This window comes from Gabonibacter chumensis, from assembly GCF_024741215.1.
Lineage (GTDB): Bacteria > Bacteroidota > Bacteroidia > Bacteroidales > Marinifilaceae > Gabonibacter > Gabonibacter massiliensis.
In genome coordinates this window covers 1211382-1236170 of sequence record NZ_JANSKB010000001.1, presented here as the reverse complement: position 1 = coordinate 1236170, position 24789 = coordinate 1211382, and the positions used below count along the sequence as shown (strand labels likewise).

Annotated in this window: 21 protein-coding genes; 13 read left to right on the top strand and 8 right to left on the bottom strand. The window is 43.2% G+C overall.

The window, feature by feature from the left end; translation table 11 throughout:
* The first annotated feature begins 5 nt into the window (after nucleotides 1-5).
* Genes NVS78_RS05315 through NVS78_RS05305 form a run of 3 tightly spaced genes read left to right on the top strand, consistent with a single transcriptional unit; the run spans nucleotide 6 to nucleotide 2885 of the window.
* Complete coding sequence (locus NVS78_RS05315; protein ID WP_059026432.1) at nucleotides 6-1190, top strand: SpoIIE family protein phosphatase; 1185 nt, start codon at nucleotides 6-8, stop codon at nucleotides 1188-1190.
* 32 nt (nucleotides 1191-1222) lie between these two features.
* Nucleotides 1223-1477, top strand: a complete 255-nt coding sequence (locus tag NVS78_RS05310; RefSeq protein ID WP_041504217.1) for an NAD(P)H-dependent oxidoreductase subunit E — start codon at nucleotides 1223-1225, stop codon at nucleotides 1475-1477.
* Nucleotides 1467-2885: a monomeric [FeFe] hydrogenase gene (locus NVS78_RS05305; RefSeq protein WP_059026434.1), complete on the top strand. Its 1419-nt coding sequence runs from the start codon at nucleotides 1467-1469 to the stop codon at nucleotides 2883-2885. Before NVS78_RS05310 ends, NVS78_RS05305 begins: the two co-directional genes overlap by 11 nt.
* Nucleotides 2886-3112: 227 nt before the next feature.
* Here the strand turns inward: NVS78_RS05305 and NVS78_RS05300 are convergent, their stop codons facing one another.
* The 3 genes from NVS78_RS05300 to NVS78_RS05290 form a co-directional block, all read right to left on the bottom strand.
* Nucleotides 3113-5266, bottom strand: a complete 2154-nt coding sequence (locus NVS78_RS05300) for a cation:proton antiporter (protein WP_286358224.1) — start codon at nucleotides 5264-5266, stop codon at nucleotides 3113-3115.
* Nucleotides 5267-5718: 452 nt separating this feature from the next.
* The gene (gene corA / locus NVS78_RS05295) at nucleotides 5719-6780 is read right to left on the bottom strand and encodes a magnesium/cobalt transporter CorA (protein ID WP_286358223.1); all 1062 of its coding nucleotides are present in this window, start codon (nucleotides 6778-6780) and stop codon (nucleotides 5719-5721) included.
* A gap of 150 nt (nucleotides 6781-6930) precedes the next feature.
* On the bottom strand, nucleotides 6931-8430 hold the full coding sequence (locus NVS78_RS05290; protein ID WP_286358222.1) for a catalase: 1500 nt from the start codon (nucleotides 8428-8430) through the stop codon (nucleotides 6931-6933).
* A gap of 606 nt (nucleotides 8431-9036) precedes the next feature.
* On the opposite strand from NVS78_RS05290, the gene NVS78_RS05285 reads away from it, so the two are divergent.
* Nucleotides 9037-10881: a 2-oxoacid:acceptor oxidoreductase subunit alpha gene (locus tag NVS78_RS05285; protein ID WP_286358221.1), complete on the top strand. Its 1845-nt coding sequence runs from the start codon at nucleotides 9037-9039 to the stop codon at nucleotides 10879-10881.
* 2 nt (nucleotides 10882-10883) lie between these two features.
* Nucleotides 10884-11891, top strand: a complete 1008-nt coding sequence (locus NVS78_RS05280; RefSeq protein ID WP_041504211.1) for a 2-oxoacid:ferredoxin oxidoreductase subunit beta — start codon at nucleotides 10884-10886, stop codon at nucleotides 11889-11891.
* A gap of 290 nt (nucleotides 11892-12181) precedes the next feature.
* Here NVS78_RS05280 and tsaA read toward each other — a convergent pair whose 3' ends face one another.
* From tsaA to NVS78_RS05255, 5 genes are read right to left on the bottom strand one after another with little or no spacing between them, the layout of a single operon-like run.
* Nucleotides 12182-13072: a tRNA (N6-threonylcarbamoyladenosine(37)-N6)-methyltransferase TrmO gene (gene tsaA, locus NVS78_RS05275; RefSeq protein ID WP_286358220.1), complete on the bottom strand. Its 891-nt coding sequence runs from the start codon at nucleotides 13070-13072 to the stop codon at nucleotides 12182-12184.
* Between the two features lie 2 nt (nucleotides 13073-13074).
* Nucleotides 13075-13833, bottom strand: a complete 759-nt coding sequence (locus NVS78_RS05270) for an ABC transporter ATP-binding protein (RefSeq protein WP_286358219.1) — start codon at nucleotides 13831-13833, stop codon at nucleotides 13075-13077.
* The gene (locus tag NVS78_RS05265) at nucleotides 13824-14888 is read right to left on the bottom strand and encodes a FecCD family ABC transporter permease (RefSeq protein WP_286358218.1); all 1065 of its coding nucleotides are present in this window, start codon (nucleotides 14886-14888) and stop codon (nucleotides 13824-13826) included. The genes NVS78_RS05270 and NVS78_RS05265 overlap by 10 nt, the downstream gene beginning before the upstream one ends.
* Nucleotides 14885-15967: an ABC transporter substrate-binding protein gene (locus NVS78_RS05260; protein WP_286358217.1), complete on the bottom strand. Its 1083-nt coding sequence runs from the start codon at nucleotides 15965-15967 to the stop codon at nucleotides 14885-14887. The genes NVS78_RS05265 and NVS78_RS05260 overlap by 4 nt, the downstream gene beginning before the upstream one ends.
* On the bottom strand, nucleotides 15964-18006 hold the full coding sequence (locus NVS78_RS05255; protein ID WP_286358216.1) for a TonB-dependent receptor plug domain-containing protein: 2043 nt from the start codon (nucleotides 18004-18006) through the stop codon (nucleotides 15964-15966). The genes NVS78_RS05260 and NVS78_RS05255 overlap by 4 nt, the downstream gene beginning before the upstream one ends.
* A 218-nt stretch (nucleotides 18007-18224) precedes the next feature.
* On the opposite strand from NVS78_RS05255, the gene NVS78_RS05250 reads away from it, so the two are divergent.
* The 8 genes from NVS78_RS05250 (at nucleotide 18225) to yut (ending at nucleotide 24716) form a co-directional block, all read left to right on the top strand.
* Nucleotides 18225-18527, top strand: a complete 303-nt coding sequence (locus NVS78_RS05250; protein ID WP_059026444.1) for an urease subunit gamma — start codon at nucleotides 18225-18227, stop codon at nucleotides 18525-18527.
* A gap of 6 nt (nucleotides 18528-18533) precedes the next feature.
* A complete protein-coding gene (locus tag NVS78_RS14225; protein ID WP_286358215.1) occupies nucleotides 18534-19037 on the top strand; it encodes an urease subunit beta in 504 nt (167 codons plus the stop codon).
* Nucleotides 19038-19043: 6 nt separating this feature from the next.
* On the top strand, nucleotides 19044-20762 hold the full coding sequence (locus NVS78_RS05240) for an urease subunit alpha (RefSeq protein WP_286358214.1): 1719 nt from the start codon (nucleotides 19044-19046) through the stop codon (nucleotides 20760-20762).
* An 81-nt stretch (nucleotides 20763-20843) separates the two neighbouring features.
* A complete protein-coding gene (locus tag NVS78_RS05235; RefSeq protein WP_286358213.1) occupies nucleotides 20844-21437 on the top strand; it encodes an urease accessory protein UreE in 594 nt (197 codons plus the stop codon).
* Nucleotides 21438-21449: 12 nt separating this feature from the next.
* Entirely contained in the window at nucleotides 21450-22142 is a 693-nt protein-coding gene (locus NVS78_RS05230; RefSeq protein WP_286358212.1) for an urease accessory protein UreF, read from the top strand.
* 19 nt (nucleotides 22143-22161) lie between these two features.
* Nucleotides 22162-22812: an urease accessory protein UreG gene (gene ureG, locus NVS78_RS05225; RefSeq protein ID WP_041504201.1), complete on the top strand. Its 651-nt coding sequence runs from the start codon at nucleotides 22162-22164 to the stop codon at nucleotides 22810-22812.
* A complete protein-coding gene (locus NVS78_RS05220; protein ID WP_286358211.1) occupies nucleotides 22809-23726 on the top strand; it encodes an urease accessory protein UreD in 918 nt (305 codons plus the stop codon). Before ureG ends, NVS78_RS05220 begins: the two co-directional genes overlap by 4 nt.
* An 18-nt stretch (nucleotides 23727-23744) precedes the next feature.
* The gene (gene yut / locus NVS78_RS05215) at nucleotides 23745-24716 is read left to right on the top strand and encodes an urea transporter (protein WP_041504199.1); all 972 of its coding nucleotides are present in this window, start codon (nucleotides 23745-23747) and stop codon (nucleotides 24714-24716) included.
* The last annotated feature ends 73 nt before the right edge of the window (nucleotides 24717-24789 follow it).

Here is a 24789-nt window from a genome sequence, read left to right as displayed (position 1 = left end):
ATCCCTTGAGAAACAACGGTAATTTCATAGAGGTCGAGTTCTTTCAAAAGAACAAAGCAGGCAACGTGGTCTGCGGAGATTGTTTTATGTCTCAAAAATTGAAAGGGGAAGGAAGGGTTATCAGCGTATTATCGGACGGACTGGGTAGCGGCATTAAGGCATGTGTTCTTTCGACTATGACAGCCACTATGGCCATGCGTTTTACGGCTATGAACGAAAGTATCCTCAAAACATCTACCTCTATCATGAATACCCTCCCCCGGGATATGGTCCGAAAGATCAGTTACTCTACCTTTTGTATCTGTGACATCGATTGCTTTGGGTACGTCAAAATCATCGAATACGAATCTCCCTCCTTCTATCTATACCGGAAAGGAGTATTTGTCGAAGTCCCCAAACAAAAGATCCCCGTTGAACGAGAAGATCTGGACAATACCTATCTTTGGATTTCGGAATTCAATTTAGAAAAAGAAGACCGGATTATATTCTTCAGTGACGGAGTCAGCCAGTCGGGCATGGGAACCAACAGGATGCCTTTCGGATGGGAAGACGGGGCAAAAGAGTATATTGCCAAATTGGTAGAACAAAAAAACGATATTTCAGCCAAAGAATTGGCTCACAAGATCGTCATTCAAGCCGAAAAAAACGACGGTTACAAATTAAAAGATGACACGAGTTGCTGTGTCATCTACATGAGAAAGCCCCGCAATCTCCTAATTTGCACAGGTCCTCCCTACGACGAAAAGAACGATAAGTACCTGGCCAGCAGAGTACGTGAATTTCAAGGAAAGAAGATCCTTTGCGGGGGGACGACAGCCACCATTGTTTCCAGGGAACTCGGGGCAAAGATGGAAATCGACATGAACATCGTGGACAAGAACCTCCCTCCTATTTCCAGGATGGAAGGAGTGGATTTGGTAACCGAAGGAATCTTGACGCTGAGCAAGGTGGAACGCATACTCACCGCGAATGAAAATGAACATCCCAAGGAGTACGGTCCGGCTGAAATGTTAGTAAAATATTTATTGGATAGTGATAAAATCACACTTTTAGTAGGAACAAGAATCAACACGGCACACCAAGACCCCAATCTGCCGGTTGAATTGGAAATCAGAAGAAATGTAGTAAAAAAAATAAAATATTTATTAGAAACAAAATATTTAAAAGACGTGGAGATTATGTATATTTAGCGTGTAAAATCTCTAAATAATCTACAAGGGCTATGAAAAAAATCGATTTGAAAATATGCATGGGTACCATGTGTTACGTAATGGGAGGAGCCGAGTTAAAAGATGCTATCGATTCTCTTCCCCAACACATCAAAGAACATTTAAACATTAGCTATTCTCCATGTCTCGGTTGTTGCACGGAAAGGCAGGAACCGCCGTTTATCGAATTAAACGGACAAATAATAGCAGGTGTTAGTAAAGTTAATTTGATACAAATAGTTAAAGAAGAAGTAAGAGATGTTGTATGATAATTTTGCAATGCTCACGAAACGTGAGCTGCTGATTAGAATCGTAAAGCTATTAAAAGAAAAAAATTTAGTTGACGGGGTTAAATATATCCCGGTGGAAATGAGACCCAGAAACAAAAAGCCGATCAAATGTTGCGTGCATAAAGACCGGTACATTTTGAAACACAAGGTGATCTCCATTCTCGGTTTCGAAATTACAGACGAAGAGATCGACCTCATTCCATTGAGCGATTTTGCCCAAAAAGCGTTAGACAATAAAAACACGAAAGAGAACATACTCTCGGTAGTACACGAGGCATGCAGTGCTTGTATGCAATCGCAATATTTCGTGACCAACATGTGTCGCGGTTGCGAGGGACGTCCCTGTCTGATGAATTGTCCGAAAGCCGCCATCTCTTTCAAGGGTGGTAAGGCAACCATTACCCAGGAGGATTGCGTGAGTTGCGGACTTTGTTCCAAAGTCTGTCCTTACCACGCTATTGTCTACACTCCGGTTCCCTGCGAGGACGTATGCCCGGTGAAAGCCATCACCAAAGGCCCGGACGGAGTGGAACACATCGATAAGGATAAATGTATTTATTGCGGAAAATGTATGCAGACTTGTCCTTACGGGGCAATCATGGAACGTTCCAAAGTTATCGATGTATACAAGAGCATTTCCAACCCGGAGAAAAAGATCATTGCCATTCCCGCCCCGGCCATATACGGTCAATTCAACGCAAGTCCGGGACAAATACTGAATGCCATCAAACAAATCGGTTTTGACGAGGTCGTCGAAGTCGCGTTAGGAGCTGAAGATACTTCAAATAACGAATCGGCAGAATTTTTGGAACGGATGCACGAGGGTAAACCCTTTATGACAACCTCTTGTTGTCCGGCCTACGTGGGATGGGTAAACAAACATGCGCCGATGCTGAAACCCTTCGTTTCCGATACCCGCAGTCCTATGGTTTACGCGGCACGCCGGGTAAAGGCTCAATATCCGGATGCTGAAGTGGTATTTATCGGACCGTGTCTGGCCAAACGTTACGAGGCCGAATCCGTACCGGAAGTCGACTACGTGATGAGTTTCGAAGAGTTGGGAGCTTTTATGGTAGCCTACGATATCAACGTGGAAAACTGTGAAGAACTGCCGCTTAACCCGGAAGTGACCAAATTCAGCCGGGGATACGCACAAGCCGGAGGAGTTCGGGATGCCATCGTAAATGCCGTGGGGAACGGTTACACCACCCTATCTATAGAAGGGCTGGACAAAAAGAACCAGAACAGCTTAAAGATGATGGCGAAAAAGCCGGAGGCCCAATTCGTCGAAGTAATGGCTTGTGATGGAGGTTGTGTTAACGGACCTTGTTCTTTAGCTCCGCTAACTCTTGCCAAACGTCAGATCAAAAAAGCATTAGAAAAATAAATCCGAATAAAAATAATGAAAAGAGCCGTCATTTGATGGCTCTTTTTTAGTATATCAATAGGCAGAAGCCTATTCAAATTGCAAATCAGAAGGATTCCATGATTATCGCTTAAACGGCTGAATGATTCAATTTCAATCACCCAATCACAGAATCTTTTAACCTACAATCATCTATTTTTTCAATCACTTAATCATTTAATCACTTAATCCTCTAATCTACAATTAAATCATTTATTTTTCTTAAATAACTTTCCCAGGACCTTTCCCATATCTTCCAGATTTTCGAAAGGTTCGGCATGAGGAATACTCTTGAATACTCCCACCTCCTGTTCTCCAACTCCCATTTGCATAGGATAAACCAAAATACAATTATTCTGAAAGAAATATTTATTAAGATAAGTCGGAACCTGCGTCATATTCTTAGCATAAGAAGGATAATTCTTACGGCTCATGACAATCATCAATGCATCGTTATCCCTTATATCCCGGGATATAATCAAAAAATCATCCCAATTATCGAATTCGTTGAAAATAGCATCTATCGGATGTTTCGCATGGGTCTCCTTCAAAACGGAAAGAACGGAAGAAGAAGCGTAAAACACCATTTTATTTCCCGTGTTTTTTCCGATATTCCATATCCTGACCAGCCAATAAGGGAAACCGATCTCCCGTTCCGCGTGAAAAGGTATAACAACAATACAACGTTTCAAGGTTGAGAAGGGTTGGGAAGGACGATAGACAAAAGTCGTCGTCGCACATTTACTCAACACCCGATCCGTCAGATTACCTAAAAAAGTATCCGAGATCTGTCCCTCCTTACGGAGTCCTAATACAATATCCGTAATTTTATGTTCCTTCACGGCATTTTTAATACCGTTAGCCACATCATAATCATACCGCAATAAGGTTGTCAACAAATTATCGGTCGCCGCGGCGGTTTTCGTGGCTTTTTCCAATAATAGATTCGATCGCTTTTCAGCCGAGGAATCCGCATTATCCGATTGAATGATACTCAAAGCCGTCAAAGAGGCTTTCCCTTTTTTCGATTTTACGGTAACTCCCAAATTGATCAACTCCTCCACGTTCTCGATATTACTCAAAGGAATCAAAATACGATCTTCCGTATCATCACTATCCACAATCTCCTCTTCCGCCAAATCCGCCAAAGCCACCTCCTGTGCGCCTTTTTGGGTAGCGAAAGAAGCAATGATACAAGTTACCAATATCATTACAATCGTACCGTTTAACACGCTTTCGTTCAACAAACGAATCGGATCCCCGTTCGCATCCGTCCCTATGATAACCTGATAACCCACTAATACCGCAGCTAACGTTGCCGCTGCCTGAGCATTCGTTAACCCGAACATCAAGATAAACTCCGATTTGGTATAACGAAAACTTTTATAGGCAAGCCAAGCAGACACGTATTTCGCGAGTGTTGCTACCACAACCATAACGGCGGCAACCCAGACTGTCGTCCAATCTGCCACGAACACATGAAAATCGACCAACATTCCCACTCCTATCAAGAAAATAGGAATAAAAAAAGCATTCCCTACAAATTCAATTCGATTCATCAGGGCAGAAGTGTTAGGGATCAGATTATTCAACGCCAACCCGGCTAAAAACGCCCCGATAATTGCCTCCAATCCGGCAGCCTCTGCCAAAAACGAAGCAAGGAAAACCAATCCTAAAATAAAAATATATTGCCCGATTTTATCATCATAACGCTTAAAGAACCAACGTCCTACAATGGGAAAAATAAAAATTACGACAGCAGCAAAGAGTATAGTAGAAACACTTAATCGAATCCAGAATTCATGAGAAAGAACTCCGTTGGACATCCCGACGATAACAGCCAACACCAGCAATGCCAAAATACATGTAACGATAGTCGCCCCGATCGTCACGTTTACAGCCCGGTTTTTCGTCACCCCGTATTTACTCACGATCGGGTAAGTAATCAACGTATGGGAGGCAAACATACTGGCTAACAAAATCGAGGTCGGATAGGAAAAATCCAACAAATAGACACCGGCAGCCGTACCCATTAACATGGGAATCAAAAAAGTATATAAACCGAAAGTTAAGCCACGGACGCTGTTTTTCTTAAAATCAGCCATATCGATCTCCAATCCGGCCATAAACATGATATACAACAACCCCACCGTTCCGAAAAGAATAATACTGCTGTCCCTATCCATGATATGAAGTCCGTTGGGACCGATCAAAGCCCCGGCAAGAATTAAACCGATCAGATCAGGAATCTTTAACCGATGCAACAAAATAGGAGCCAGCAAAATAATAAACAAAATGACAGAAAAAATCAGCACCGGATTATTCAACGGCAAAGTAATCCCCAACAATATCTGAATCAGCATAATTATTATATTAATTAAATGGAATTCCGTTTTCCTCAACAAAATTACTAATTTCTACTGAAAAATTAGAACATCACCAGACAAAAAGGGAAATCGACTAAAGAAATTGATACCTAATAAGGAGTCCGATTGTAATCGACAGTTCGGAAGAGGAGCGGATGAAGGGATTGGAGATATAATGATTGAGAGATATAATGATTGAGAGATATAATGATTAAGGGATTTAGTGATTGAGAGATATAATGATTAAGAGATATAATGATTAAGAGATTGAGTGATTCGAAGATTCTGTGATCAGGTGATTCGAATTTAATCCTTTAACCGTCAATTTTTCTATCGTAAATTTTAAATTGGACGTGATTTTTTAATCTACAATCGTCAATCTCTTTAATCTCTTAATCCCAGAATCCTCTAATCACAGAAACACTAAATCATAAAAGATCCATAATTTATTAAAGCCATTTTTTTCGTTTGAAAAATAGAAGCATAACAATAGTGACTGCAATCATGATACCCCAAAGGATGAAATAGGCGTAACGGTGACGTAGTTCCGGCATGTATTCGAAATTCATTCCGTAGATTCCGGCAATAAAGGTAAGAGGGATAAAAATGGCCGAAAATATGGTCAATATTTTCATGACGTCGTTTACCCTGTTGCTGATACTTGTTTGATAAAGGTTTAGCTGGTCGGAAGTCATGGTATAGTATATTTCGATGGCTTCTTGTACTTGTACGACCAGATCGTCCAGATCGTGAAGATAGGAGTAAGTGCGTTTGTCTATCAAAGGAGAATCGCAGCCGGTAAAACGGTTCATCAGTTCTTTTACGGGGCGTACGTTTTTTCGTATGTAGGAGAGTTCGGTTCTGAAATGATAGATCTCTTCCACGTTTTCGATTTCCGAAGAGAAGATTCTTTTTTCCTGCTCTTCAATAGCGACTCCAAGTCTTTCGATATTGATGATATAACTGTCTACTAAGGTATCCAACAAGGCGTAACAGAGATAGTCCGGACCGAAATTTCGGATCTTACTTTGAGAATCATACAACCGTTTTTTTACGGCTTTGAAGTAATCGGTTTCCGTCTCTTGTATGGTGAGCAGGTAATGGTCTCCCACGATCATGGAAATTTGTTCCATATGTACGGCCTGGTCTTCCGTTCCGATATAGAACGATTTGATGATAACATAGAGATGATCCGTTTCTTCACTGAAACGAGGACGTTGGTCCGTGTTCAGGATATCCTCCAGAATCAAAGGAGAGATCGTAAATACTTTTCCCAAGTCGGCGATCAACTGGGTGTTGTGCAGGCCGCTGATTCCGATCCAGGTCATGTGATCGTTGGATATGCTCTCTTTGATTTTCTCTATGTTTTCAGGAAAATACTCTTTTAATCCTTCGGGAGTGTATTGTAATACCTGAATGGAATTTCGATCCATTTTCTGTTTTCCGATAAAAATCAGAGAGCCTGGGGCTGCCCCTTGCGCCTTTTTACGATCTTTGAGGAAACGTGCCATTTTGTTTGAGTTAAGAAGTTAATTATACAAAGATACGTAAAAAACGTTAGACAGGGTTACGTGGAAGAGGGAGCCATAGCGGTAATTCAGAAGAAATGGGAACTTGACAGACAAGAAGGTAATCTTGGATTACCTTCTTGAAAGCGGCTGCTATTTATTCCTCGGGTCCCATACCGGGTGTGCCGGATCCTCAGCTTTCATCGCTTCGTCGAAAGAGATTCCGAGTGCTTTGGCTACGCCGCGACCATACATTTCGTCTGCATAGGAGCAGTTACGTACGTGGCGTTGTTTAATGAACAGTTCCGCGTCTCCCATTGCCCGAGCCGTATTTTCGAATAAAACCAGTTGTTGCTCCGGTGTCATCAACCTGAATAGCAATCCGGGCTGAGTGAAATAGTCGTCGTCGTATTCGCGTTCGTCGTAGTTAAATATGTCTCCCGTCGATTTCAGGGGCGGTTCTTTTTTGGTGGGATCGTCCTGCCACTCGCCGTAACTGTTGGGTTCATAACCTTTCGTGCCGCCGTAATTGCCGTCCGTCCGCATCATGCCGTCGCGATGGAAAGCGTGGAAAGGGCAACGCGGCTTATTCACGGGAATTTCGTTATAATTTACGCCCAAACGATAACGTTGGGCATCTCCGTAAGAGAACAGGCGTCCCTGTAACATTTTGTCCGGAGAGAAACCGATACCCTCTACTATATTCATCGGATTGAACGCCGATTGCTCTACTTCGGCGTAATAATTTTCCGGATTACGGTTTAGCTCCAGAATACCCACGTCATGTAAAGGAAAATCTTTGTGATACCACACCTTTGTCAGGTCAAACGGATTGATCGCATAAGTATTTGCTTCTTCTTCGGTCATCAGCTGTACCTGCATTTTCCAGCGCGGGAAACGCCCCTGTTCGATAGCCTCGAATAGATCTCTCTGATGCGATTCCCTGTCTTTAGCTACGATAGCCTCTGCTTCCTCATCGGTCAGGTTTTTTATACCCTGCAACGTTTGCAGGTGAAATTTTACCCATGTTCGTTTGTTATTTTTGTCGTAAAAACTATAGGTATGACTACTGAAACCATGCATGTGGCGGTAGGAGGCGGGAATGCCTCGGTCGCTCATGGTGATCGTTACCTGATGTAACGCTTCGGGTAATAGGGTCCAGAAATCCCAATTATTGTTGACACTGCGCATGTTGGTGCGCGGGTCCCGTTTAATGGCGTGGTTCAGGTCGGGGAATTTTAACGGATCGCGCATAAAGAAGACGGGCGTATTGTTTCCGACCAAATCCCAGTTGCCTTCGTCCGTGTAAAATTTCATGGCAAATCCCCGGAGATCTCGTTCTGCATCGGCAGCCCCCCGTTCTCCGGCTACGGTTGAGAACCGGACGAAGCAATCTGTTTTTTTACCTATCTCGGCAAAGATCGAGGCTCGGGTATACCGGGTAATGTCGTGCGTAACGGTAAAAGTTCCGTATGCTCCGGAACCTTTTGCATGCATTCGCCGTTCAGGAATTACCTCGCGGTCGAAGTGCGCGAGTTTTTCAATGAACCATGGATCCTGTAACATAACCGGACCGCGTGGGCCGGCAGTTTGAATGTTTTGGTTATCCGCTATCGGACGACCGTTTTCTGACGTCAATCTTTTCTTTTCCATTTTGCTTAATTTTAATTTAATGATTATATGTCCTGGATGAAGGCTTTCTCTTTTTGCAAAGATCTGTCATGACGAAATTCTTGTATCACTTCGTGAAGGTGTAGACGTTGAAGCGTTGCCTTTTGTTTTGTAGTTTTCATTTTATCACTCGTCTCCATTTCTCAACAATCGTTTTGCAAGTTAAATGATACGGATTTCTATCCGTAACGGATTATCATTTGCTTTAACCCGTATCTTCGGAATTGGTATAGCGTATCCGGTCCGGATAATGAGACACTGGATTTTATTTATACTGTTTGAGGGATGTATTTGTTTTATATTGTAAGAACAAAGGGGGAAGAAAATGTTTAATTGAAACAAGAAACGATGGGAAAAATGACGTGAAAGCAATCCTTGTTTAGATTGTTTTTATTTTATTTCTGCTGAAAAACATGTTTTTCAACAAGTTTATAATTGATTGTCAATATCATATCTCATGAGAAAAAAATCCTGATACAAACTTGTTTAGATATAAGTATTGGCTACCTTTACGCATGTTTTACAACATAAAATGTGGAGTTAAACGTGTATTTTTTTAATGTAATAATAAATATAAGTAACTAAGTCATGGGTGAAAAGACAAAAGTTATCGAAAAAAGTAATATTGTTATTCGTTTCTCCGGAGATTCGGGAGACGGAATGCAATTAACCGGCCAGCAATTCTCAGATGCTGCCGCTTTATTTGGAAACGGTGTATCGACGTTTCCTGATTATCCAGCTGAAATTCGCGCTCCGCAAGGAACTGTTGGAGGTGTTTCCGGTTTTCAGGTACATATTGGAGATAATCCGGTAAAGACTCCCGGGGATTTTGCCGATGTGTTGGTTGCGATGAATCCGGCCGCTTTGAAAGCAAATTTACGCTGGGCTAAAAAAGGAGCTACGATCATCGTGAATTTAGATGCGTTTAACGAAAAGAACATCGAGAAGGCGGGTTATCAGATGAATCCGCTGGAAGATGCTCTCTTACAAGATTATAATGTCGTTCCGGTCAAGGTAACCACCCTGACCGAAGAGGCGCTGAAAGATAGCGGATTAGATCAGAAATCCATCGTGAAATGTAAAAACATGTTCGCGTTGGGTATGATCTATTGGATGTTCGACCGTTCCGTAGAGCATACGGTTGCTTTTATTAACCAGAAATTCGGTAAAAAACCGGAAATTGCCGCTGCCAATAAAAAAGTCTTGGAAGCCGGATTCAATTATGCCGGAAACGTACATGCTTTGGCAACTCATTTTAACGTGGCTCCTGCCGAGATTGAAAAAGGCCGTTATCGGACAATTACCGGTAATAAGGCAACAGCTTGGGGACTTTTAGCCGCGGCAGAAAAAGCCGGACTTCCGTTGTTCTGTGGCTCTTATCCCATCACTCCGGCTACCGATATCCTTCAGGAGTTGGCATTAAGAAGGGATTTAGGCGCTAAAACATATCAGGCAGAGGATGAGATCGCCGGTATTTGTACGTCAATCGGAGCGAGTTACGTCGGGAACTTTGCCGTGACGACGACCTCCGGTCCCGGTTTGGCTTTAAAAAGCGAGGCTGCCGGTTTGGCCGTGATGGCTGAATTGCCTTTGGTTATTGTTGATGTACAGCGAGGGGGGCCTTCTACGGGTCTGCCCACGAAGACGGAACAATCCGATTTATTGCAAGCTCTTTACGGAAGAAACGGGGAGAGTCCCATGCCTGTTGTTGCTGCCAGCACCCCGGGAAATTGTTTTGATTTTGCTTTCATGGCAGGTAAAATAGCTATTGAACATATGACTCCAGTCGTTCTGTTAACGGACGGTTATTTGGGAAATGGCGCTCAGCCTTGGAGAATTCCAGACCTGAACACCTATCCTTCGATTACCCCGAGATTGGCCAAGGAAGGTGACGACTACAAGCCGTACGCGCGCGATCCGGAAACTTTGGCCAGGACATGGGCTGTTCCGGGAACAAAAGGATTGGAACACCGGATCGGCGGTTTGGAAAAAGTAAATATAACCGGAGAGATTAGTTACGTTCCGGAGAACCATCAGGTGATGACGGATTTACGTGCTGCCAAAGTAGCTAAAATTGCCGATTATATTCCTAATCAAGAGATTGTTGGAAACCAAAACGGGGGAGAATTGTTGATTGTCGGTTGGGGTGGAACATACGGACACCTCTTGTCCACGGTCAACGAGTTAAGAAAAGAGGGTAAGGACGTTAGTTTGGCTCATTTCAATTACATCAATCCGCTTCCGAAAAACACGGAAGAGGTATTGTCCAAGTTTAAGAAAATATTGGTTTGTGAATTGAACTTGGGACAGTTCGCGCAATATTTACGGGGTAAACATCCTCACTTTACTTATTACCAATACAATAAAGTAGCCGGATTACCCTTTACCGTGACAGAGTTAAAAGAAAAAGTATTTGAATTATTATCGAAATAATCATGGCACAATATACAGCAAAAGATTTTAAGAGTAATCAGGAAATCCGGTGGTGTCCGGGTTGTGGTGACCACGGAATTATTAATGCCGTGCAAAAGGCGATGGCAGAATTGGGCTATCCGAAAGAATCGTGGGCTGTCATATCCGGTATCGGTTGTTCTTCCCGGTTTCCCTATTATATGAATACGTTCGGGTTCCATACGATTCATGGACGTGCAGCTGCTATTGCTTCAGGTGCAAAAAGTGCTAATCCGAACGTTAATATCCTGCAAGTTTCCGGTGACGGTGATGCGTTGGCTATCGGAGGTAATCACTTTATTCATTCTATTCGTAGAAATATCGATATTACCACCTTGGTTTTTAACAATGAAATTTACGGATTGACCAAAGGTCAGTATTCTCCGACCACCAAATTGGGAACAAAAACCAAGACCTCTCCTTATGGAACGATCGAAACTCCGTTTAATCCGGGAGAGTTGGTTATTGGTGCACAGGGTAAGTTCTTCGCCCGTTCGTTGGATATGAATATCAACTTGACGGCAGAAGTAATCGAAGCCGGAGTTCGGCATAAGGGTACTTCTGTTATCGAAGTACTGCAAAACTGCGTGATTTTTGCTGATGGAGCTCATGCTGCTATTACCGATAAGGAGAACAAAGAAGATCGTCAGTTGATTTTAAGACATGGCGAGCCGATGATCTTCGGTAAAAACCGGGACAAGGGACTTATGTTGACTAACACCGGATTGAAAGTGGTCGAGATCGGTAAGAACGGGATCACAGAGGCTGATATTCTGGTACACGATGCCCATTCGTTGAATCCTTCTATTCATTGGATGCTGGTACACATGAAGGCTCCTGAATATCCTGTCGCCTTAGGTGTTATCCGGGACGTGGAAGGAGATACTTATAACGATGCTTTGGAGGCCCAGATTGAAGAGGTAAAAGCCAAATCCAATATTCGTTCGGTTACCGATTTACTGAATAGCGGCGATACTTGGGAAGTAAAATAATCGAAATAAAACCGTTTTAAAAAGCGCTGCCGAAAAAATCGGCAGCGCTTTTTAGTTGAATTATTGAATTCGGATCTTGTTCTCTTTTAATCTCCGTGATTTAATTTGAATCTCCTAATTGCAAATTGAACGCATTTTCTTAAATCTACAATCGTCAATCTCTTTAATCTCTTAATCACAGAATCTTCGAATCACTCAATCCCTTAATCATTATATCTCTTAATCACTAAATCCCTTAATCACTCAATCCCTTAATCACTATATCTCCCAATCCTCTAATCTCTTAAGCCTCAATCATCAATCGTTTCTATTTCAAAAAGTTTATCAAGATCAAGCTCAAAAACAGCGAAAGCTTTTTCCGCGGGAGAAAGCGACTCCGGAATATGCTTTTTCATGTAATCCCGGTTCGATTCTTTGAGTTTTATCCTCCATCCTTTCCCGGATTCATCCCTCAAATAAAAACACATATCGTTTTTATCTCCCGTCCGGAAACGGCGTGTTCCCGGCGTGCAACCCGTGACAAACATAAATCCATCAACCAAACAATTCTCCATCCCGGCCGTCAATGTATAACGAGTTATATCCTGTTGCCTATCATATAACTGCTGCATGATTCTTGCGGCCCCCATAACCCCGAGGGCTAATCCGGGACAGATATGTCCGTGTAATTGAGACGATTGCAAAAGCAATTCCTTTAAATTATTACTCATAATGTTACGAACGATATCAATGCGGGGAGAATCAACCCGGATGGTTTTATGTATATTTTCCTGATCATAGACAGAAGTATCACAAGATTTAATGTCAACCACGGGGGAACCGTTTAAAGCATCTATTCCTTCTATATACAGCCTATTCCCTTCACGTTTCATAAGCTTTACTGTCGTTATTCCCAGATGGTTCGGACGATTAGGCGAACGACTGGCAAATACTCCCTTTGTTTCTCCCGTCCGGATTTTACCCGTTAGATGTATAGTATGATTCTGATGAAAGTAGAAAACGATATCTAAGTAACGGCAAGTTTCAATTTTGTCTAACCCATCCCCGTATTCCGGAAGAATCTCGATGACGGAAGCCTCCTGTTTTATTTGCTCCGGAACCTGATTCGTCGTGCATTTATTGGACACGTAACCAATCGGTTGTAACACAATCATAAGTATAAACATTAATAAATTCGACATAATTAACTATTTTGCGGTATAATACAAATACAATCTTTATGATGGAGTACTTCAACCTGAATATCATACAGATTCTCAATGTTCTTCGGCGTATACACGGATTTGGGTCCAAAAGCAAACACAGTCCCCCGTTTCAACATCAACGCTTTATTACAAAAACGAGCGGCCATATTCACATCGTGAATGGTAATGACAACAGTTATTCCTTCTGCCGACAATTGTTGCAAAAGATTCATCACTTTCATCTGGTGATTAATATCCAGATTGGCGATCGGTTCATCCAGCAGCAAAATGGAAGGCTGTTGTGCCAAGGCTCTGGCAATGAATACGCGTTGTTGCTGCCCGCCGCTCAACGTATCCATATTTCTCATCGCTATCGGTTCTAATTCCAACCGGGAAAGCAGACCGGCGACGATCTCCAGATCTTCGGAAGAGGGTCTTCCCTTGATATAAGGTTTCCTACCCAACAATACGGTATCAAAAACATTTACTCCCATTGTGATCTCTTCAGACTGAGGAATATAGGCCATCAGTCGGGACAATTCACGAGAAGAGATCCGAGCTAAAGACCGCCCTCCGACCTCTATCTTGCCCTCATCCACTTTTAATATTCCATTCAGGCATTTCAGCAAAGTACTCTTGCCCGAACCGTTCTGACCTATAATAGCAATCATATCTCCCGAATCCACGTCGAAAGTCACATTCCTCAAAGCCCGTACGCCATTATAATGAAACGATATATTCTTTGTTTCTATTCGCATGACGTTCTCCTCCGGATTAATAGAAATAAAAACAAAGGAACCCCCAGAAATGAAGTCAATATCCCGACCGGTAAAATAACAGGAGAAATGATCGTACGGGCGACCGTGTCACACAACAATAGAAATACACCTCCGAATACGGCAGAACCGGTGATCAGAAACTCCTCGTTATTGCCTATGCACTTTCTCACGATATGGGGGACGACAAGGCCCACGAAAGCAATAACACCGAAAAACGAAACAGCGACAGCCGTACACAGAGAGGTGATTACCAATCCGACAATCCGGATTTTCTGGGGCTGCACCCCCATACTTCGGGCATAATCATCCCCTGATCTCAAAACTTTGTAATCCCATCGCTTTAAATAAAAGTAAAGAAGAGCAGGAACCAAAGCCGCTGTCATGAAAATCAGTTTATACCAATCCCCCCGTCCTAAATCTCCGAAACTCCAAAAAACGATAGAAGCCAGTTGAACATTATTCGCCAAATATTGCATCACGGCGATACCTGCTCCGAACAGAGAGTTGATAATGACCCCCGAAAGAATAATGGTCTCCACGGAAGCCCTTTTTATTTGGGCCAAAAGCAATATAATGGCTAAACCCAAAAGGCTTCCTAAAAAAGCCGAAAAAGTAATCGTGTAAGGATCGCTAATCAAAAATAGATCCGAAGAACGGGCAATTTCACTACCTGCCTCTAAAAAAACAATTCCGAAAGAGGCTCCAAAAGCTGCCGCATTCGATATTCCCAAAGTATAAGGGGATGCCAACGGATTCCTCAGTAAAATCTGCATGATCGCTCCCGACATAGAAAGAATAATCCCGGTAATCACAGCAGCCAAAATTCTCGGTAAACGGATATTAATCAAAATTTGCCGATTAAGCGAACTCCCTTCCCCCCGTAGTAAAGCTACAATATCTTCCCAACCTATCCGATGAGCCCCGGCAATCATAGATATTCCCCCGATGAGAATCAGTAAAACAAACAGGAAAAAGATAAATTTCTTATTCCTGTTCCGGTATCCTTTATATTGCTTCAAAACATTTGGATTCATCGCTCTTTATCGAATATATTCTGATAATCTCCCCAATGTTTACGCAAAACGGTACCCACAGGTTTTCCCACGAAACGGGTTAAAACCTCATTTGCCTTGCCGGAAATGGAAATATCTTTAAACCGGTCGGGAAAAAGCACCTTTCCGGCATACCAGGCATTAATCAACATCACTTCAAAATTAGTATGGTTATTATTATAAGGCCATAACATATAGATCCGTTTCTCCTTATATGCCGTAAGCAGCTCATTCAATTCTTTCCGACGGTTAAAATCTTCCAGCACTAAAGGCCAACCCGATACATCCAGAAATATCACCTCAGGATCCCACTCCGCCAGTTGTTCCCAATCGATGTAGGTTCCGGTAATGGGAGAGGTATATGCCGAATCAATCCGGGAGGCGACATTATCAACTCCTAAGAAATCAAACGCAGCATAATAGGGATCCGTCGAGGTAATCCCCTTTTGTCCCTTGTAAGAAATAGCTCCCACGTACACGCGTTTAGATTTATCCGTCTCTTTTGTTCTTCTTTCGAGTTCTTCAATTTGCTGATCTACAAAACGTATCAACGAATCGACCTGATTTTCCGTCCGGAGGACCTTACCGATCAACCGAAGAGAATGATAAAAAACATCCCGTTTTTTTCCTATATCCCCGTACTCGATGGTAAATACCGGTATTCCGGTACGTCTTTGTAAATCGTCGGCATCCCCGACGGTAGTGGTAGACATAAAGATCACATCCGGTTGAACCCCCATTATTAATTCGGGATCCCCGCCCATGGAGGGACCGATGATCGCTTTTTCTTTCAATTCCGGATGTGCGAAAAGATGAGTGAATTCATTGTCTCTGGTCTCCTGCTCTTCGACTCCACAAATAAAAGGTACTCCGCCCGCATAGGTCACCAAACGAATAGCGGAAGCCCGAATACAGACGATCTTCCGTACGGTATCCGGCACTTCAACTTCCCGCTGTAAAGCATCCGTGACCGAACGGACCGCTTTTTTTTCGCTCTTTTTCGATACTCCTCCACAAGATATTAACAAACAAAAACAGAAAAAATACACTAATCCATTCATCTCATCAGATTTACAGCAAGTTTAACATTAAAAAGCCTCCCGGTCGAGATATAATCTTTCGTATTCATATGACGATTGTTGAAAATATTCATAACCTCTCCTCCCACGTAAATCCGACGGTCAAAAAACCATTTCGACAACTGCACGTCCCAAACGGCAAAACCGGGAATAGAAGACTGATTGTCCTCCGTCGTGTATTGCTTGGTTTTATAACATCCCCGAATCGTCGCATTTACGATCCGCCCGATCCACATAACGGTACCCTTAACCTGATGTTCGGGAGCATAAGTCAACACCTTATCATTAAGCTCCGGTTTTTCATCAAATTGTTTTATCTTGGATTCATTATAGGAATAATTTACATTCATATGCAATCCTACCGGTAGGGAATAATTCAAATCCATCTCTAATCCTTTCACGTGAACCTTGGATATATTCTGACGTTGATAAATATCTCTTTTTCCCCACATTTTTTCTCCGGTAGCGATATAGTATAAAAAATCTTTTCCCCGGGCATAATAGAACGACGGAGAAAAAGAAAAATTTCCTAAAAAACGAAACGTTCCCCCGATTTCGTAATTATCCAATTTTTCCGGTCCCAGGTCGGGATTGGCAATTTTCGGACCGACCCACATCCAACCGGAACGGCATAAATCATCGAGGATAGAAGCTCTGAATCCTTTCGAGTAGGAGACATAAACAGAGAGGTTCGCCATCGGATTATAACGTAAAGCCAAACGAGGAGAAAAATTTTCCCAACGATTGTTTTTCAGATCACCGTTATACGTGTTAAAATCAGCCACGTTATCACCTATCGCTTCAAATCGTCCTTTGTGAAAATAAGCGTTATCGTAACGTAATGCTACCTGCAACCAGAATTTATTGTTAAAAAACTGAATCTCTTCCTGCACGAAAGCCGAAAGAAAAGTCATAGTACCCCTATTCAGTACCTTATCCGTAGAAGTCACGTAATAATCTCCTCCATCGACACTCCCGTTTTTATATTCCGCACCTATGCTGAAATGATTATATTTACCGGAAAAAGTCACATGCAGGATAGCCCCCCAATCATCCCGATGCGATTTTACATCAAAGCGCTGGTAGGAATCTTTCGTGATCCGCTCATCCAGCTTAAAATAATCTTGTCTCTGGAAATACAAAGCCACATTATAAGAGAACGATTTCTTTCCCCCGTAAAACCTCCCTTGAAACCGGTTATGATTAAAGTGGCGATACTCTCCGTCAGGAGCCTTTATTTTTTCCCCTTCCCCACGCTTATCTTTATACAAATCATAGGATACATCCACTTTAAACCATTCGGAAGGAGTATATAAAACCTTACCGTAAAAACCTCCTTCTTTCATAAAACGAGCTACACTGTAATCTGGATCGGTCCGCAAACTGTCCGGAACGTTATTAAATCCACTACTTCTATTGTAATAGCCAGAGACAAAGACTGAAAACCGATCATTGATCTTGCTCGATATTCCCAAATGATAAAGCCAGGTCGCCAATGAACCGTAAGACACGGATGCATTAACAAGAAAAGGACGTTCCGCTTTTTTACTTATAAGATTTATCACTCCTCCCATTGCATTATTCCCGTATAAAGAAGAGCCGGGGCCTTTGAATACCTCTATTCTCTCGATATTATCCACAGGAAGACTATTCCAGTTCACGGACCCCTCGTCAGAAGTATTGATAGGAATTCCGTCAAACAACACCAAAGTCCGTCCCTGTTCATCCCCCGCCAACCCCCGGACACTAACATTCGTGTGCATCGTGCTCATACCGCTCGAACGAGTCGTGTTCACGCCGGAAAGCATAGAAAGAATGTCATCGACACTCAAGGCCGGACTATGCCTCAATACCAACGGCGTAATAATATCAATACGACCGGGACTCTGACTCAATGGACGTTCCGCCCGCGATCCGGTCACAATAACCTCTTGCAAATTCAACACGGTATCCACCTTTTCTTTTTGGGCAAACACGCTTACTACAAACAACAGAAACGGAACGAAAATAAATTTCTTCATGTCATATAATTTTGATTTGGCTACCCCTGCTCATACGGCATACAAATTCTAAAAGTTCGAACAATGATCTCGTAAAACCGAATCATGTTTAAAATTATTTCTGATAATATTTGAAACATGACTTCACCCCAAGCGTATATGAACAGTATGTTCATTGGGGTATAAACTTCATGAATCAGAGAGTTTTAATCAATTTTATTCACTAAAAGTAAAAGAGTATGCATTTAACGCCAAAAGAAATTGATAAGCTAATGCTATTATCACTTGGAGCTATTGCCGGACGGCGTAAAGAAAAAGGGCTTAAATTGAATTATCCGGAAGCTGTTGCCTACATCAGTTCAGCAGCTTTGGAAGGGGCAAGAGAAGGCAAAACATTAGAGGAAGTCATGACCGACTCCACTAAAGTTTTAACGAAAGACGATGTAATGGAGGGAGTTGCCGATATGATCTCTCTGATACAAGTAGAGGCGGTTTTTACCGACGGTAGCCGCCTGGTTAGTATTCATCAACCTATCAAGTAGAAAATCATGGAGGATAAAAAACAAAAGGGTGCTCCTGCACCTAAAGAAATTACACCGGGATTCACGCCCAAACAGTATGTTCCCGTCGGAGGAGAAATTTTATCTACTGACCCCATCGTGTATAATGAAGGCAGATATACGGCAAAATTAGTTGTTCATAATACTGGAGATCGTCCTATTCAAGTGGGCTCACATTTTCATTTTTTCGAGGTGAACCGTTATCTGGAATTCGACCGAGCCGCTGCATTCGGATGCCATTTGAATATTCCTGCCACGACTGCCATTCGTTTCGAACCGGGAGACGAAAAAGAGGTAGAAGTCGTCGCTTACTCCGGTAAACAATACGTGATAGGCTTTAACGGACTCGTGCAAGGATATACCGGAAATGAAGATTCTCCTACTTACTACCCGAGGAGAATGCAGGCGACAGAAAATGTCAGAAGGTTAGGCTTCAAAGTTATAGATGAAGCAAGCGCCGAAGCAAATCTAAAAAAACAACCCAAAAAATAACGTAATATGGCACAGATAACGAGACAACAATATAATGATCTTTACGGTCCAACCGTAGGGGATAAAATCCGTTTAGGCGATACAGATCTCTACGTGGAAATCGAAAAAGACCTCTGCGTATACGGAGACGAAGTGATCTACGGGGGAGGAAAAACCTTGCGCGACGGCATGGGACTGGCAAATACCTTAACTTCCGAAGGAGGAACCCTTGATCTTGTCATCACCAATGTAACGATTATCGATCCGAAATTAGGAGTCATCAAAGCCGACGTCGGTATCAAAGACGGAAAAATCGCCGGAATCGGCAAAGCCGGGAATCCGAATATCATGCAAGGGGTTACCCCGGAATTGGTAACAGGAGCCGCCACGGACGCCATTTCGGGAGAGCACCTTATTTTGACAGCCGCTGCCATTGACGGGCACGTACACATGATCGCTCCGCAGCAAGCTTACCATTGTTTAAGCAATGGAGTTACGACCCTCGTCGGCGGTGGCGTCGGTCCGACAGACGGAACGAACGGGACAACCATAACTTCCGGTACCTGGAATATGAAAAGGATGTTACAGGCCATTGACGGACTCCCCGTAAACTACGGACTCCTCGGGAAAGGTAACTGCTCGGTACGGCGTCCGTTAGTCGAACAGATGTTAGCCGGAGCATGCGGTTTCAAGATTCACGAAGATTGGGGAAGTACGCCTGCCGCCATTCGGGAGACCATGGGTGTAGCTGACGAATTCGACGTACAAGTCGCGATTCATACCGATACATTAAACGAAAGCGGCTTCGTTGAAGACACGATCGCTGCCATCGACGGTAGAACGATCCACACCTATCACACGGAAGGAGCCGGAGGAGGACATGCTCCGGACTTACTGAAAGTAGCTTCCTTGGCCAACGTGTTACCCTCTTCAACAAACCCGACACTACCGTTCGGTATCAACTCACAGGCCGAATTGTTCGATATGATCATGGTATGTCATAATCTGAACCCCAAGATTCCGTCTGACGTATCTTTCGCGGAAAGCCGTGTTCGCCCGGAAACACAAGCAGCCGAAAACGTACTCCACGACTTGGGAGTAATCTCCATGATCTCTTCCGATTCGCAAGCAATGGGACGTGTAGGAGAAAATTTCATGAGAGCCTTCCAGATGGCAAGCTACATGAAACAGGTAAGAGGTAAACTTAGCGAAGATTCCGCAGAGAATGACAACTTCCGGGTATTACGTTATTTAGCCAAACTGACCATCAATCCGGCTATCACATACGGATTCTCTGATATTTTAGGATCTATCGAGAAAGGGAAAATGGCCGACCTCGTACTGTGGGAGCCTCAATTTTTCGGCACCAAACCCAAATTAGTTCTCAAGGGAGGTATGATTAATTGGGCAATTATGGGAGATCCGAATGCCTCGTTACCGACTCCTCAACCGGTGTATTACCGACCGATGTACGGAAGTTTCGGTTCAGCTATGCCCAATAGCTGCATCTCATTCGTTTCACGAGCTTCCCACGATGCGGGTATCAAGGAAAAATACGGACTCCAAAGAATCGTATACCCCGTGCACGGTTGCCGGCAAATCGGCAAACCTCATATGGTACTCAACGGGAACATGCCTAAAATCGATGTCAATCCGGAAACGTTCGAGGTACTTGTGGACGGTAAAAGTGCTTACATCCCAACTGCCAAGAAATTCCCGCTGGCACAATTATATTGGTTTAGTTAACATTTAGACTCATCGATAGGTTGCCTTGAAGTCTTCCGACCGAAAACTTGTAAGGCAACCTTCTTTACTAATTATATTCGTATGCAAATATTCTCTGAAGTCATCGGAAACATGATATCCGACCCAACTTGGGCGGAAAAACTCAAAAATAGTGTGATAACCTACCTCGATCTGGACCAATGGACAGCTCAAAAAAGTCGTTTTATCGCTAAAAGCGACCATGCCGAATATGCTGTCGCCCTGAAACGTCACTCTCAGATAGAAAACGGGGATGTTTTGGAGTACGACCCGGAAAGCAATAGCGCTGTCGTAATTCGTATCGATCTTAAACCTGTCCTTATCATAGATTTGAAAACAATAGCACAGAAAAAACCGGAAGAAATCATACGTAAATGTATCGAAATAGGACACGCCATCGGTAACCAACACTGGCCGGCCATTGTCAAAAAAGATAAATTATACGTACCGTTAACGGTAGACAAAAAAGTAATGACCAGCGTTATGGATACCCATCATTTCGAAGACATCACCTATGAATTCCAACCGGGTAAAGAGGTGATTCCTTTCCTCGCACCTCACGAGATTCGCCAACTTTTCGGGGGAAGTACGCAAGAAATATCACACCACCATCACGAACACGGACACACGGGTCATTCTCATGAAGTTTTACATTGAAAATTCAGTACTATGATTGACGAAATTACCAGGTTGATGCGACTTCTCGAATTTTCGGACTCCGCATTTCCCGTCGGTACCTTCTCTTTTTCCAACGGACTGGAAACAGCTGCTTTTGAAAATATCGTATCCGATGCTTACAGTCTCGAACAATATACGCGCACGGCTGTCCAACAAACCATATACAGCGATGCCATCGCCGCACTCATTGCTTTTCGGGCTGTCGCCGAAAACGACTACGCACTCGTAAAAGAGGCGGATCAACAGATCATGTGGTGCAAAATGAATGAAGAAGCTCGCTTAATGCTTACCCGAATGGGGAAAAAAATGGCGGAAATAAGTATTCAAATCGCCGAAACTCCTCTCATGAATCAATGGTTAAAAGACATATTTGATCAAAAGGTTCCCGGCACCTATCCGATTGCACAAGCCATCTTTTTCCAGCAAAACGGATTGCATGAAAAGGATCTTTTCGTTTCTATCGAGTACGGCATCATAAATATGATACTGAATGCGGCTTTACGATGTGTAAAAGTATCCCACTACGAAACACAATCCATTTTATACCGGCTTTGTTCCATGGCCGCTTCGGATTACGAGAATATAAAAGAGATGACTTTCGACGACATGAGAACATTTGCACCGGAAATGGACATTATGGCTTCATTACATGAAAAAGGAAAAATGAGAATGTTTATGAATTAACGAATAAAAATATACCCATATGAGTAACACATGCAGAATCGGTGTCGGTGGCCCCGTAGGATCGGGGAAAACAGCACTTATAGAGGCACTAACCCCCCATTTATTAAAATTAGGCTTACAAGTTTTAATCATTACCAACGACATCGTTACAACAGAAGATGCTAAACATGTCCGCAAAATGCTTAAAGGATATTTAGCGGAAGACCGTATAATCGGCGTTGAGACAGGAGCTTGCCCTCATACCGCCGTACGCGAGGACCCCTCCATGAATATTGCAGCCGTGGAAGAGATGGAAGCGAAATTTCCGGATAGCGATATCGTTTTGATAGAATCGGGAGGCGACAACCTGACTTTAACCTTTAGCCCGGCATTGGTAGACTTTTTTATTTATGTCATCGATGTGGCTGCCGGAGATAAAATTCCGCGAAAAGACGGGCCGGGAATAACCTATTCCGACATTTTAGTCATCAATAAAACCGATCTCGCCCCTTATGTCCACGCCGACTTGGAGGTAATGAGACGGGACTCCGAAATCATGCGCCCCGGAAAACCGTTTGTTTTTACCAATTGCATGACGGGAGAAGGAATCAAAGAGTTAATCGGATTAATACGGAATATGGCTCTGTTCGACCGCGTTTCACAAAAAGAGGTGGAGGATATGAAAATATGAAAGAGTTTTCACAAAACCGGGAGCTACGCCCTTATCTGGCAGAACCCCGGGCAATGCATGTCGGAGCTCCGGGAAAATGCGGGCTTTTGGATCTCGTTTTTGAACTGGACAAAAACGGAAAATCCATCATGCGCCATTGGGACAGACGCGCTCCTCTGATCGTGCAACAAGAACTCTATTTCGACGAAGGAATGCCGGAAATGCCTTGCGTATACATTCTGTCTTCAGGAGGCCCTAATATCGACGGAGACCGCTATGTAAACAAATTCAAGGTATGTAAAAACGCATACGCCCACCTATCTACCGGAGCGGCAACAAAAATTGCCGAAATGGTCTATAATTTTTCCGGTTTGAAACAATCTTTCGTTCTGGAAGAAAACGCATACCTGGAATACATCCCGGAACCGACTATTCCATGCAGAAATAGCCGATACATTACAGATACGGATATTCAAATTGACGCTACCGCCACACTATTTTATTCGGAGATATACACGGGCGGACGAAAGTATTACGGTGAGGGCGAATCATTTGAATACGATCTATTATCCGTCTGTACCCGGGCACATCGACCGGACGGCACTCCTCTCTTTCGAGAAAAATTAGTCGCAACCCCGAAAGAAAATCCCCTTTGTCGTATCGGCATAATGCACGACTACGACGTATTTGCCAACGTTCTGGTATTAACTCCGGAAAAAGATGCCGAACAAATCTATAAAAACACCGGGGCTTTTTTGGATAAACATCAAAAACTTGCCGCAGGAATAACTCATTTGCCGGAAAAATGCGGATTAATTTTAAAAGTATTAGGTAAAGAAACACAACCCGTAAAACGTTTCATCCGGGAATTTTGTTCCGTCGTCCGTATGCAGATAAAAAATAAACCCGTACCGGTCGAATTTGTATGGAGATAACTAAACATCGAATAAATTATGGAAACAGAAATTACTATGCCAAGAATTTTTTCTTTTGGTTTCATCAAAGTGGTACTAAAAGGAGCCGGACAAGTCATGTTCCAAGGCAACGCCTGGACGGGGCTGTTTTTTCTGGCCGGGATATTTTACGGATCTTACGCAACAGGAAATCCGGCCGTAGCCTGGGGGGCTATTGTAGGGACCGTCGTATCCACCCTCACCGGATATCTGTTGAAGTATCCCGCTGAAAAAGGATCGATCGGCCTGTGGGGATTTAACGGAATACTGGTAGGATGTGCTCTACCTACATTTCTGGGAAACGTTCCTTTGATGTGGTTAGCCTTAATCATCTTTTCGTCCATGACCACCTGGGTCATGGTAGGTCTGAATCATCTATTGGTCCCATACAAGGTCAGTTCTTTTACGTTTCCCTTTGTCTTGATTACCTGGTTCGTTTTATTAGCGGCCCGAATCATGCACGGATTACCGGATTCTGGCTTAAGTGCTCCCGAATTACCGGGTAATTTCTCTTCGACATTCGACACCGGCTTTTCCCATCTCGTAATTTATTGGCTGACAGGGATCAGTCAGGTATTTTTGATCAATTCATGGGTAACTGGCATACTCTTTTTAATCGGATTGGCGATCAGTAACAAATGGGCAGCTATTTGGGCGGCAATCGCCTCGGCGTTATCATTAGCGACAGCCATCCTATATCAATGCAACGGCGCCGATATCGCAAACGGATTATTCGGTTTCAGTCCCGTTTTGACAGGAATCGCCTTAGGCATCACGTTTTATCAGGTCAATTGGCGAACCGTCATATGGAGTCTCGTCGGCATTTTCGCCACCGTGTTTATTCAAGCCGGTATGGATACCCTATTTACCCCTTTCGGATTACCCACCCTTACAGGTCCGTTCTGCGTGGCCACCTGGTTATTCCTCTGGCCTCATCTCAACCTGGATAAGAAAATACTACAAGCAGGATAACCTATTACAAAATTTTCTTACTCTCTCTGTCGTCACAGAAACAATTGTGACGACAGAGAGTATGTTAACCCGA

Excerpts from the sequence above, each read along its gene's own strand:
- NVS78_RS05310 (WP_041504217.1), top strand. The coding sequence starts at position 1,223 with ATGAAAAAAATCGATTTGAAAATATGCATGGGTACCATGTGTTACGTA.
- NVS78_RS05305 (WP_059026434.1), top strand. The coding sequence starts at position 1,467 with ATGTTGTATGATAATTTTGCAATGCTCACGAAACGTGAGCTGCTGATT.
- NVS78_RS05300 (WP_286358224.1), bottom strand. The coding sequence starts at position 5,266 with ATGCTGATTCAGATATTGTTGGGGATTACTTTGCCGTTGAATAATCCG.
- corA (WP_286358223.1), bottom strand. The coding sequence starts at position 6,780 with ATGGCACGTTTCCTCAAAGATCGTAAAAAGGCGCAAGGGGCAGCCCCA.
- NVS78_RS05290 (WP_286358222.1), bottom strand. The coding sequence starts at position 8,430 with ATGGAAAAGAAAAGATTGACGTCAGAAAACGGTCGTCCGATAGCGGAT.
- NVS78_RS05285 (WP_286358221.1), top strand. The coding sequence starts at position 9,037 with ATGGGTGAAAAGACAAAAGTTATCGAAAAAAGTAATATTGTTATTCGT.
- NVS78_RS05280 (WP_041504211.1), top strand. The coding sequence starts at position 10,884 with ATGGCACAATATACAGCAAAAGATTTTAAGAGTAATCAGGAAATCCGG.
- tsaA (WP_286358220.1), bottom strand. The coding sequence starts at position 13,072 with ATGTCGAATTTATTAATGTTTATACTTATGATTGTGTTACAACCGATT.
- NVS78_RS05270 (WP_286358219.1), bottom strand. The coding sequence starts at position 13,833 with ATGCGAATAGAAACAAAGAATATATCGTTTCATTATAATGGCGTACGG.
- NVS78_RS05265 (WP_286358218.1), bottom strand. The coding sequence starts at position 14,888 with ATGAATCCAAATGTTTTGAAGCAATATAAAGGATACCGGAACAGGAAT.
- NVS78_RS05260 (WP_286358217.1), bottom strand. The coding sequence starts at position 15,967 with ATGAATGGATTAGTGTATTTTTTCTGTTTTTGTTTGTTAATATCTTGT.
- NVS78_RS05255 (WP_286358216.1), bottom strand. The coding sequence starts at position 18,006 with ATGAAGAAATTTATTTTCGTTCCGTTTCTGTTGTTTGTAGTAAGCGTG.
- NVS78_RS05250 (WP_059026444.1), top strand. The coding sequence starts at position 18,225 with ATGCATTTAACGCCAAAAGAAATTGATAAGCTAATGCTATTATCACTT.
- NVS78_RS14225 (WP_286358215.1), top strand. The coding sequence starts at position 18,534 with ATGGAGGATAAAAAACAAAAGGGTGCTCCTGCACCTAAAGAAATTACA.
- NVS78_RS05240 (WP_286358214.1), top strand. The coding sequence starts at position 19,044 with ATGGCACAGATAACGAGACAACAATATAATGATCTTTACGGTCCAACC.
- NVS78_RS05235 (WP_286358213.1), top strand. The coding sequence starts at position 20,844 with ATGCAAATATTCTCTGAAGTCATCGGAAACATGATATCCGACCCAACT.
- NVS78_RS05230 (WP_286358212.1), top strand. The coding sequence starts at position 21,450 with ATGATTGACGAAATTACCAGGTTGATGCGACTTCTCGAATTTTCGGAC.
- ureG (WP_041504201.1), top strand. The coding sequence starts at position 22,162 with ATGAGTAACACATGCAGAATCGGTGTCGGTGGCCCCGTAGGATCGGGG.
- NVS78_RS05220 (WP_286358211.1), top strand. The coding sequence starts at position 22,809 with ATGAAAGAGTTTTCACAAAACCGGGAGCTACGCCCTTATCTGGCAGAA.
- yut (WP_041504199.1), top strand. The coding sequence starts at position 23,745 with ATGGAAACAGAAATTACTATGCCAAGAATTTTTTCTTTTGGTTTCATC.